Origin of the sequence: Asaia sp. SF2.1, assembly GCF_000505765.1 — a bacterium.
GTDB classification, from domain to species: Bacteria; Pseudomonadota; Alphaproteobacteria; order Acetobacterales; family Acetobacteraceae; genus Asaia; species Asaia bogorensis.
In genome coordinates this window covers 177,026-187,088 of the sequence record NZ_AYXS01000034.1, presented here as the reverse complement: position 1 = coordinate 187,088, position 10,063 = coordinate 177,026, and the positions used below count along the sequence as shown (strand labels likewise).

At 61.6% G+C, this 10,063-nt stretch carries 9 protein-coding genes; all 9 read right to left on the bottom strand.

Annotated features, from left to right (window positions below; translation table 11 throughout):
• Positions 1–39: 39 nt before the first annotated feature.
• On the bottom strand, positions 40–1,143 hold the full coding sequence (locus P792_RS36115) for a hypothetical protein (protein WP_023979435.1): 1,104 nt from the start codon (positions 1,141–1,143) through the stop codon (positions 40–42).
• Positions 1,144–1,268: 125 nt separating this feature from the next.
• Positions 1,269–2,717, bottom strand: coding sequence for an NADH-quinone oxidoreductase subunit N (locus P792_RS32025; protein WP_023979434.1), 1,449 nt, complete (start codon positions 2,715–2,717; stop codon positions 1,269–1,271).
• Positions 2,717–4,219, bottom strand: a complete 1,503-nt coding sequence (locus P792_RS32020; RefSeq protein ID WP_338107079.1) for an NADH-quinone oxidoreductase subunit M — start codon at positions 4,217–4,219, stop codon at positions 2,717–2,719. Before P792_RS32020 ends, P792_RS32025 begins: the two co-directional genes overlap by 1 nt.
• On the bottom strand, positions 4,216–6,048 hold the full coding sequence (gene nuoL / locus P792_RS32015; protein ID WP_031241234.1) for an NADH-quinone oxidoreductase subunit L: 1,833 nt from the start codon (positions 6,046–6,048) through the stop codon (positions 4,216–4,218). The genes P792_RS32020 and nuoL overlap by 4 nt, the downstream gene beginning before the upstream one ends.
• A 10-nt stretch (positions 6,049–6,058) precedes the next feature.
• Entirely contained in the window at positions 6,059–6,370 is a 312-nt protein-coding gene (gene nuoK / locus P792_RS32010) for an NADH-quinone oxidoreductase subunit NuoK (RefSeq protein WP_023979431.1), read from the bottom strand.
• A 1-nt stretch (position 6,371) separates the two neighbouring features.
• Positions 6,372–6,875 carry an NADH-quinone oxidoreductase subunit J gene (gene nuoJ, locus P792_RS32005; protein WP_023979430.1) on the bottom strand — a complete coding sequence of 168 codons (504 nt, stop codon included), beginning with the start codon at positions 6,873–6,875 and terminating at the stop codon, positions 6,372–6,374.
• A 2-nt stretch (positions 6,876–6,877) separates the two neighbouring features.
• Positions 6,878–7,390: an NADH-quinone oxidoreductase subunit NuoI gene (gene nuoI / locus P792_RS32000; protein ID WP_023979429.1), complete on the bottom strand. Its 513-nt coding sequence runs from the start codon at positions 7,388–7,390 to the stop codon at positions 6,878–6,880.
• A gap of 13 nt (positions 7,391–7,403) precedes the next feature.
• Complete coding sequence (nuoH, locus tag P792_RS31995; protein ID WP_031241233.1) at positions 7,404–8,366, bottom strand: NADH-quinone oxidoreductase subunit NuoH; 963 nt, start codon at positions 8,364–8,366, stop codon at positions 7,404–7,406.
• On the bottom strand, positions 8,363–10,063 hold a 1,701-nt coding region (locus P792_RS39075; protein WP_161630851.1), incomplete at its 5' end, for a molybdopterin-dependent oxidoreductase. The genes nuoH and P792_RS39075, both read right to left, overlap by 4 nt.

Genomic DNA, 10,063 nt, shown 5'->3' with positions numbered 1-10,063 from the left:
TGCGCTCCCCCCGGTCATGGGCCATCTCGTTTCTTCCTGTCATGCCCGACGCAAACGCCTTCGCACGTCCTCGATGTCAAGACCAGACTCGGCAGGTTGATCAGAGACACTCCCCTGCCAGACGAGATCATATCCTTTTGGCCCCGCCACCAGAGTCACATCATGAATACCGTGCGAAGCACATCCCTTGGCGCATCCCGAGACATGGAGCCGTCTGCCGCGCAGTTCAGTCACCAGCGACAGCGCATCGCGTTGTGTTGGCGCATGGGCCTGTGCGCAGCGCCCTGCGCCCGGACAGGCGACGAGATCCGCTCGCCTATCCTGAGGGTCGGTTATCAGGTCATGGGCTGCGACAGGGCGATCAAGCACCAGCCCGCGCCAGGGTGTCAGCCGTATCGCTGCGCCGGCAGAAGCGATGGAGGCAAGAGTCTGGGCACTGATTTCCCCCAGCACCGCCACAGCACCAAAACACCCGGGCAGGAAGGGACCAAGCAAGGGCGGTATCGTCCCTCTAAATGGTGCCGCCCGATGCAATGCCCGATCTGCAACGGCCCGATGCGCAGAACGCTGGAGCGCCGCCAGCACTTCATCGACCAGATCTGTCCTGTCCGGTTGATGCCTCAGGGCGCCTTCGTACAAAATCCACGCTCCTGCCTCGTGGCGCAGGGCCAGATCACCCCGCAGCGCCCCTGAGGGGACCAGTCCACCACCATCGACAGCAAGGCTGAATTTCTCCGGCGGATGCCATGAGGGCGGCAAATCCTGCATCGCATGCGTGATTTCATGCGCGAGAGCCAAGGTATCGTCAGCGCAATCGGGATCGAGACCAGCCAGAGGCGATGCAAACAGGATGCGGCGGCGTGCTTCCTGCTGTGGTGCCGCGAGGCCCAGACCATGCGCCACAGCACGCGACGTGAAATCGAGCGCGGCCTGATGATCGAGCCCCCGAAGCTGGAGGTTGCCGCGCAGGGTGAGCGTGATGCGCTCATTGCCATGACGCGCGGCATAATCCGCCAGAAAGGCCGATTGCTCGGGGTTCAGTCCTGTGGGGTCCGGGGTGACACGCACCAGCCAGCCATCATGCGTTTGCATCGGGGCATGAAGTGCTGGACACCAGCCTTTGCGAATGGGGGCGGAACTCATGACCCGGTGATACCTCTCCCGACCGGGCAATGCGCATAAAAAAAGCTGCACGCCCGACGGACATGTAGCTTTCATCGACTTTCTGAACTGGCGGCCATTTAGTCGCCAGTTCGGGAGAGCCTTCGTCAGGGCAAGGTTGCTGGCGCCGCGGGGAGAGGCGGGGCCACAACCAGAGACTGGCTGCGCTGGACCAGCGTGCTCGGGCAAATGCCCAGCAGGATGGTGGCGCAGGCCAGCACGGTGATCAGTGCTGCATTGACCGGCGTAGGCGCCGTCAGCTCCGCGCGGGTCTCGCGATCTGCTGGCGCAGGCGTCAGCATGATCAGGATCAGGCGCAGATAATAGAACAGACCGATCGTGCTGCTGGCGATCAGGACGAAGAGCAGAAGCGTACGATGGGCCGAAACGCCCGCAGCGGCCACATAGAACTTCGCAAAGAAGCCGACTGCCGGGGGAATACCTGCAAGCGAAATCAGCATGATCGACATGGCCAGCGCTGCAGCAGGCTTGCGACGGAACAGCCCGTGCCATTCACGGATATCAGTACCCTGGGGCAGCACACCGTTCATGATGGCAAACACGCCAAGCGTCGAGATCGCATAGGCCGCAAGGTAGAAGGCAGCCGAAGCCACGCCGAACGGCCCCGGTGACAGGAAGGCCACCAGCAGATAGCCCACATGCGCGATGGACGACCCGGCAAGCAGGCGACGCAGATCCGTCTGCACCACGGCCATCAGGTTACCACCCAGCATGCTGAGCACGGCCACGATCAGGATCTCGTTCACCTGTGCGCTGGGCGCATAAAGATTGACGGCGGAGAAGTAGCGCAGCATGGCCGCAAAAAGCGCGATCTTGGATGTCACGGCGACCAGGGCGGCCACCGGTACGGACGTGCCTTCAAGCACATCGGCCAGCCAGAGATGGAACGGCACGGCAGACAGTTTGAAGAACATGCCTGACAGGATGAGGATAACCCCCATCACACCAATGATCGGCTCGGGAACATGGCTGAGATCGGGGGCTGCAAAGCGCAGCGATCCGGTCTCGGCGTAGATCAGCGCAAAACCGAACACCATCGTGGCCGATGCGACACCCGAAAGAAGCAGATACTTCATCGCGGCTTCACCGGCGTCGAGACGCTGGTTGTGGAACGCGATCAGGCCAAGCAGGGCCAGGCTGAGCGTTTCGAGACCAAGGAAGAACGACACGAAATGAACCGCGCCGGTCATGGCCACGCCACCCAGTGTGGCCAGTGTGAGCAGCAGGAAATACTCGCTGTTCACACTCGGGTCAGCACTGATGGCGCCATGGCGCGACATCAGCACGATTGCCAGTGCGGAGAGAATGATCAGCGCACCGGCAAAAGAGGCCCATGTATCGGGGGCAAAAAGCGGGGTGGCACCCGTCATGACGAGCACGGTCGGCAGCATGATCGAGGCCAGCGATGCCAGAAGAACGATCACGCACAGAATGGCATCACGAACGACATGACGCCGCCAGGAGATGGCTGCGAGCTGCACCAGGCTTCCGAGGCACAGCACCAGCACCGCATTGGGGAGGAACGAGAAAGACATTACTGGGCCTGCTCCTGAGCGATGCTCACGACATGGGGGCTGGCCGGTGCCGACAGGTTGAGAACCGGCTGCGGATAGACGCCAAGCGCAAGGAGAAGAAGGGCTGCCACACCAAGGACAGCGAGATGCGGCACGGAAGGCGCACCAAGCGGTGCCACGGCATCGGTCTTTTTCGGACCATAGAAGACGCGCAGCATCATAGTGAGCGAGTAGACCGACGACAGCACCAGACCAGCCGCTGCGAAGAACGTCATGGTATGGCTGACCTGCCATGTGCCCATGAGCACCAAGAACTCACCGACAAAGTTGCCCAGCCCCGGAAGGCCAAGCGAGGCCGCGGCGAAGAACATGGCCAGTGCCGAGAACTGCGGCATGGCAGGCCAGAGCCCACCCATGCGCGACATGTCACGCGTCCCCAGACGATCTTCCAGAAGCCCTGCGATCACGAACAGAGCGCCCGTGCTGAGACCATGCGCCACCATCTGGGCGATGGCACCCTCCATACCGATGCGTGTGCCCGAGAACACACCCAGCAGGATGAAACCAAGATGGCTGATGGAGGAATAGGCAATGAGGCGCTTGATATCGTCCTGCGCCACGGCAAGCCATGCGCAGTACAGAATACCGACCACGCCAAGCGTCATGGCGATGGGTGCGAGATGCGCCGCAGCACCGGGGAAGAGCATGACCACGAAGCGGATCAGGCCATAGCCACCTGTCTTTGCCAGAACACCCGAAAGCAGAATGCTCGCAGCGGCGGGCGATGCCGCATAGGTGTCTGGCAGCCACGAATGGAAAGGCACCATAGGCAGCTTGACCGCAAAAGCGATGAAGAAGCCGAGCATCAGCACCGGGGCGATAGGCGCAATGAGCGCCGTCTGTGACAGGGCAAAGTAGTCGAACGTAATGACGCCCGTGCGCTGGGCGTTGACGATTACGAGCCCGAGGATGGCCAGCAGCATCAGCAGGCCACTTCCCTGCGTGAACAGGAAGAATTTCAGCGCAGCGCGCTGGCGCCCTGCATCACCCCAAATCAGGATAACCCCGAAGAGCGGCAGGAGCATCAGCTCCCAGAAGAAGAAGAACAGGAACAGGTCGGTCGCCATGAAGACGCCGTTGATCCCGGCCACCGTCGCCAGCAGCAGGAAGTGAAACAGGCCTGCGCGATCTGCCACGTTGCGTGCGCTGAGCAGCGCGCAAGGCAGGGAGATCAGCGCGTTGAGCCACAGCATGACGAGGCTCAGACCGTCAATGTCGAGCCGGACATTGATGCCCAGCATCGGCACCCAGGCCATGGAGAAATGGCCAAGCCATCCCCCGGCGCTGGCACCGCCTGACAACGCGCTGAGTGTGACCTGCGCGAGCAGGATCACCATCAGCACAAGCGTGATGAGTGAGGAAACCGATGCCGCGCGCGAGGCGCCGCGCAGCCCGACAAGCCAGGCTGCAAGACCCCCGATGAAGGGGATCAGAACAAGAGCGGGAAGTGCCAACATCATCATACCGCCAGACAAAGAGCTGCAACCGTTCCTGCTGCGATCCAGCCGGCATAGCGACGCACCTGGCCGCTCTGCAGCTTCGCAACAGCGTATCCACCGCCCTGGGTCAGGGCTGCAACCAGATCATAGAAACGATCGATGAAATCACGACGGTTCAGATGGGCAAGCACCATGAACGGCCGTACGAAAACCCGGTCATACAGCGTGTCGAAACCCCAGTCGGCGCGCAGCGTCGAAATGGCAGGGCTTTCGGCAGCAACCGGTGCTTCGCCTTTCGGGCGCCACAGCGTCCAGGCGATGGTCACGCCGGCAATCGGCACGAGAGAGCCGAGAATGAGCAGGCTGGTATTGTGCTCTTCAGGCAGGGCACCGAGCACGGGGGAAAGAAGATTGGAGAAGATATGCACGTGTGCGATGGCATCCGGCATTTCCATCCAGCCACCCGCAATGGCGAGCACGGACAGGATCCCCATGGGCAGGGCCATGGCGATGCCCGACTTGCCATGTGCATGGGTGCGATGACCGCCCCAGAACACGATGAACACGCAGCGGAAGATATAGATGGAGGTCAGGAAGGCACCAAACAGCGCACCGGCCCAGAAGATCGGGCTCAAATCATAGGCGCTGCCCAGAATGAGCTCTTTCGAGAAGTAACCGGCGGTGATCAGCGGCAGACCCGCCAGCGCAGCCGAACCAATAAGGAATGCCGCAAACACCCAGGGCATGTCCTTGCGCAGACCACCCATCTTGAAGATGTCCTGCTCATGATGGACGCGCAGGATGATCGAACCCGCCGCCATGAAGAGCAGAGCCTTGAAGAAGGCATGCGTGACGAGATGGAACATGGCAGCATGCCAGGCGCCGCAACCGAGCGCGAGGTACATGTAGCCAAGCTGGCTCATGGTGGAATAGGCGAGGATGCGCTTGATGTCGGTCTGGACCAGAGCGCTGCCCGCAGCGAGCAGAATGGTCACGAAACCCACAATGGCGCAGGCGAACATCGCCAGCGGCGTGAGAACGAACAGACCATGCAGACGCGCCAGAAGATAGACACCCGCCGTGACCATGGTCGCGGCATGGATGAGCGCCGAGACTGGCGTCGGGCCGGCCATGGCATCAGGCAACCAGGTCTGGAGCGGCACCTGGGCCGATTTGGCCATCGCACCACCCAGCAGCAGGAACATGCCCAGTGTCAGCGTGCGCGGTGCGGCATGGGGGCCGACGGCCAGAAGCGTCGGGATGTCCAGCGAACCGACGGCTGTTGCCATCAGCAGCATACCCAGCAGGAACAGCGCATCGCCCACACGCGTAACCACAAAGGCTTTTCGCGCGGCGATGGCATTGGCCTGTTCGCCATACCAGAAGCCGATGAGCAGATAGGAGCAAAGGCCCACACCTTCCCACCCGATGAACACGCCCAGCAGATCCGATGCCAGCACCAGCAGAAGCATGGAGGCAACGAACAGGGTCATGTAGGTGAAGAAACGCGCGATGTCCTCGTCGTCATACATGTAGGCACAGGCATAGACGAGAATGAGGAAGCCGACGCAGGACACCACCAGCATCATGACCAGTGAGAGCCGGTCGAGCGTAAGCGCGATCTGGGCGTTGAAGGAGCCGACATTCATCCAGTTCCACAGCACGACGTGCAGCGAACCGAGCGAGTCCGGGCCGGAAAGGAAGCTATAGGCCGAAATGACGGCGAAAAGCGCGCAAAGCCCCATACCGGCACCGACGAGAAGCGTCGTTGCCCGTGCGGGAAGCTTGCCCCCGGTCAGCATCAGGATGATGGAGACCGCCAGGGGGCAGAAAATAACAAGCGGAAGCAGCATGGCCACGAGACTAACCCCCCAGTCTATTGCCGGTATCGGCATCTAGCGTGGAGCGTCCGGCTGCATGCATGCGCAGGATGATGGCCAGGCCAACTGCGGATTCCGCAGCAGCGAAGGCGACCACCATGATGAACATGACCTGACCATCCGCCATATGCCAGCGATTGCCCGCCGCGATGAACGCGAGGCAAGCGGCATTGAGCATGATTTCGGTCGACATCAGCATGAAGAGCAGGTTGCGGCGTACAAGGACGCCCAACGCTCCGAGTGAAAAGAGTATGACGGCGACAATGAGCGCGCCATTGGGATCGGCAGCAGTCATATCAGGATTTCCCTCCGATCCGGCGGCCGATGTGATAGGCGCTCACAAGCCCTGCCAGAAGCAGGAACGAGGAGAGCTCGACGGTCAGGATATAGGGGCCGTAAAGCGTCAGACCGACCGCCTTGGGGCCGATAGGCGCGCCAACGGTGCCCACCGCCATGGTGTTGTGGCTCACGCCATAGACCAGCAGACCCATCAGCAGCAGCGAAATCACGCTGGGGCCAATCCAGGCGCCACCGGCAAACCAGCCTTTTTCACGAAGCTGGTCGGGCTGGCCCAGATTGATCATCATGACCACAAACACGAACAGGACCATGATCGCGCCGGCATAGACGATGATTTCGAGCATGGCGGCAAAAGGCGCGCCCAGCTCTTCAAACATGCAGGCAAGCGCCAGAAGCGACACGACAAGGTAAAGCAGGCCGTGAACGGGGATGGTGCGGGTAATCGCCAACGCGGTCGCGCCGATGGCGATCAGCCCATAGAGTTCAAGCATGATATTCATGATCAGGGCATCAGTGCGTGAATGTCGATAGGCTTGGCTTCATTTTCGGCTTCACCTTTGTTCTTGCCCGGGATCTTGAGCCCCGACACATTATAGAAGCTGTAATCATGTACCTTGCCGGGTCCGCTGATCAGGAGGTCTTCCTTCTCGTAAACCAGGTTCTGGCGCACATATTCGCTCATCTCGAAATCGGGCGTAAGCTGAATGGCGTAGGTCGGGCAGGCTTCCTCACAGAAACCGCAGAAGATGCAGCGTGAGAAATTGATCTGGAAGAATTCCGGATACCAGCGCCCTTCCTTCTCGCCTTTCTGCAGGCTGATGCAATCTACCGGGCAGGCCGCGGCGCACAGATTACAGGCCACGCAGCGCTCTTCGCCGCTCGGATCGCGGGTAAGGACGATACGACCGCGATAGCGGGGGGACAGGTACGGTTTGACGTCCGGATACTGCACCGTTTCATTGCGATGAAACATGTGCAGGAACGTCATCCATATGGTGCGGAGAATACCAAGCATGGCGCGCCCCCTCTCAGACGCCCGCGCGCAGCAGAACGACCGCGCCGGTGACCAGAATGTTAAGAAGAGACAGCGGCAGCAGCACCTTCCAGCCGAAGGACATCAGCTGGTCGTAACGAGGACGGGGCAGTGCTGCGCGCAGCAGGATGTAGAAGCAGATCAGCAGGAAAACCTTGATCGCAAACCACAGGAAGGGCGGCAGGAACGGGCCATGCCAGCCACCGAGGTAAAGCGTGGTGATCAAGGCCGAGCTGAGCGCGACACCGGCATATTCGGCAAGGTAGAACATGCCGAATTTCATGCCCGAATACTCGGTATGGAAGCCGGCACCGATTTCGTTTTCGCCTTCCGGGAAGTCGAAAGGCAGACGATGCGTTTCAGCAATACCGGCAAGCAGGAAGATCACGGCACCCAGGCATTGCGGGATGATGAACCAGCAATGGGTCTGGGCTTCCACGATGTCGCGAATGCTGAACGAACCGGCCGCCATGACAACGCCCATGACCGACAGGCCCATGAACACTTCATAGGAAATCATCTGGGCGGCGGCACGCATGCCACCAAGCAGGGCGTATTTGTTGTTGGACGACCACCCGGCGAGAACCACCGAATAGACGCCAAGGCCCAGCATGCCGAAAATGAAGAGCAGGCCGACATTCAGCTCGCCCGCCACACCCCAGATGGGGGTGATGGGCACGACGCCGAAGCAGAGCAGAACGGCCAGAAAGCCGATGATCGGCGCAACAAGAAAGACCGGCTTGTCCGCAAAAGGCGGAATCCAGTCCTGCTTGAACAGCATCTTCATCGCATCGGCGATGACCTGAAACAGGCCGAACGGGCCGACGCGGTTAGGGCCGGGGCGATCCTGGAACACGCCAAGCAGGCGGCGCTCCAGCATGGTCGAGACCGCTGCGACGCCGAGAACGCCAAAGACGGTCACGACGATCACAAGAATTGGCCACACGATGGGCATCATACCGCGCTCTCCGTTCCAATACGCTCGGCAGGCGCCATGATTTCAAGAGAAACCCAGCCCGGTGCCGACCAGGAGCGGGACACCATATGCGGCGGGCATGTGGCGACACCTTCGGGAAGAGAAGAGTCAGAGACGGCATCGACCGTGAACACTTCGCCATTCAGCGACAGACGAACCTGAGCACCCGTGGCCACGGTACCGCCGATACGCACCACTGCGGGGGCGGCGCGCTCAGCAATCGGCTGGGCCATCATGCTCATTTCATCCGTGCCGAATACACGGGCTTCCGGCAAAAGCATGAACTGACCGGCACGCGGAGCGAAAGCCGACGGCACGTCCATGGCATAGGAGCCTGCCGCATTGGCCACCCCTTCCACCAGACGCACGCCGCAATCACCACCGCGCATCTTGCCGCCAATTTCCTGCTGGAAGCGGTTCAGCGACTGCTCGGAGTTCCAGCCGGGCACCTGATAGAACGGCACGAGCGTTCCGGGCATGTCGGTGCTGTAGGAGCCTTCCATTGTGGAATGCAGCGGGGTGTCGGGCGAGCTCGGCGGCGGAATGTCGCGCACGCTGATATTGGCGCGAATGGCCGTGCGTCCGCTGACGCGATGCGTCTGGCTGCGCAGCGGCGTGCCTTCGAGTTCGTAGTCCGAACCCGGTGCTGCCTCGGGGATACGGGCGAAAACCGGCATCGTCGTGGCAATCTCGGCGATCAGATCGTCCAGCTTGCCCCAGGGCTGCACATGGCTGAGGCCAGCGGCTTGCGCCATATCGGCAATCCAGCGCCAGCCCGCCTGAAGCGGGGCGTCGGGATAGACCACCTGGAAGAAGCGCTGGGCGCGGCCCTCGGCACTGACCAGCGTGCCGTCTGTCTCGGAATAGGCTGCCGAGGGGAAGGTGACCTGAGAGCGAATGGCCGTCGGGGTGACCGAATGATCAAGCACCACGAGGTTGGCCGCGCTCCCCACCAGCGCCTCGAACTGCGCACCATCGAGGCGGCGGCTCAGATCGTTTTCGAGAACGATCAGCGTGGCATCGGCGGCGCGAGCGGCGATCTCGTCGAGCGAGAGCCCGTCCATCAGCGCGAGGCCCATCGAGTTGGCTTCCGGCAGGACGAAGCTGATGAGCGGCGTCTTGCCCTTGGCAGCCAGAGCAGAGGCAATGTTGGCCGTTGCCTGAAGCAGGGCAGCCGAAGCGTATTGCAGGCCCGAAACCAGCAGGGGCTTCTCGGCAGCCAGCAGGGCTTCAGCAATGAGCGAAGCGGAAGCCGCCTCGGCTTCGGTGAGACCAGCCACATCGGGAGCCGAAGCGTCGATGCGATGCGCGATGGCGAAGCCGAGACGCGCGGCATCTTCCGGCATGGCGCGGATGGCGTCCTGCGCGAAACCGTCCAGATCGGTCACGGTGGGCGACACCACGAAGAGCGGCGAGATCGTGTCCTGACCCAGCGTACGCACCGAGGCGTCCATCCAGTGAGGGACACGGGCCTGATCGGCAGCCTTGTTGAAGGCTGTACGCTTGATCTGGCGGAGTGCTAGGCTCATGCGCGGCGAGGTAGCCGAGACATCCTCACCCAGGATCAGTGCGCCGTCAGCGGTTTCCATCTCATGCATGGTGGCGATGCGCGCCGGGCCAGCGGCCAGCAGCGACACCGCCAGCTTGACCAGGCCATGCTGCGGCTCGGCCATGCCGGT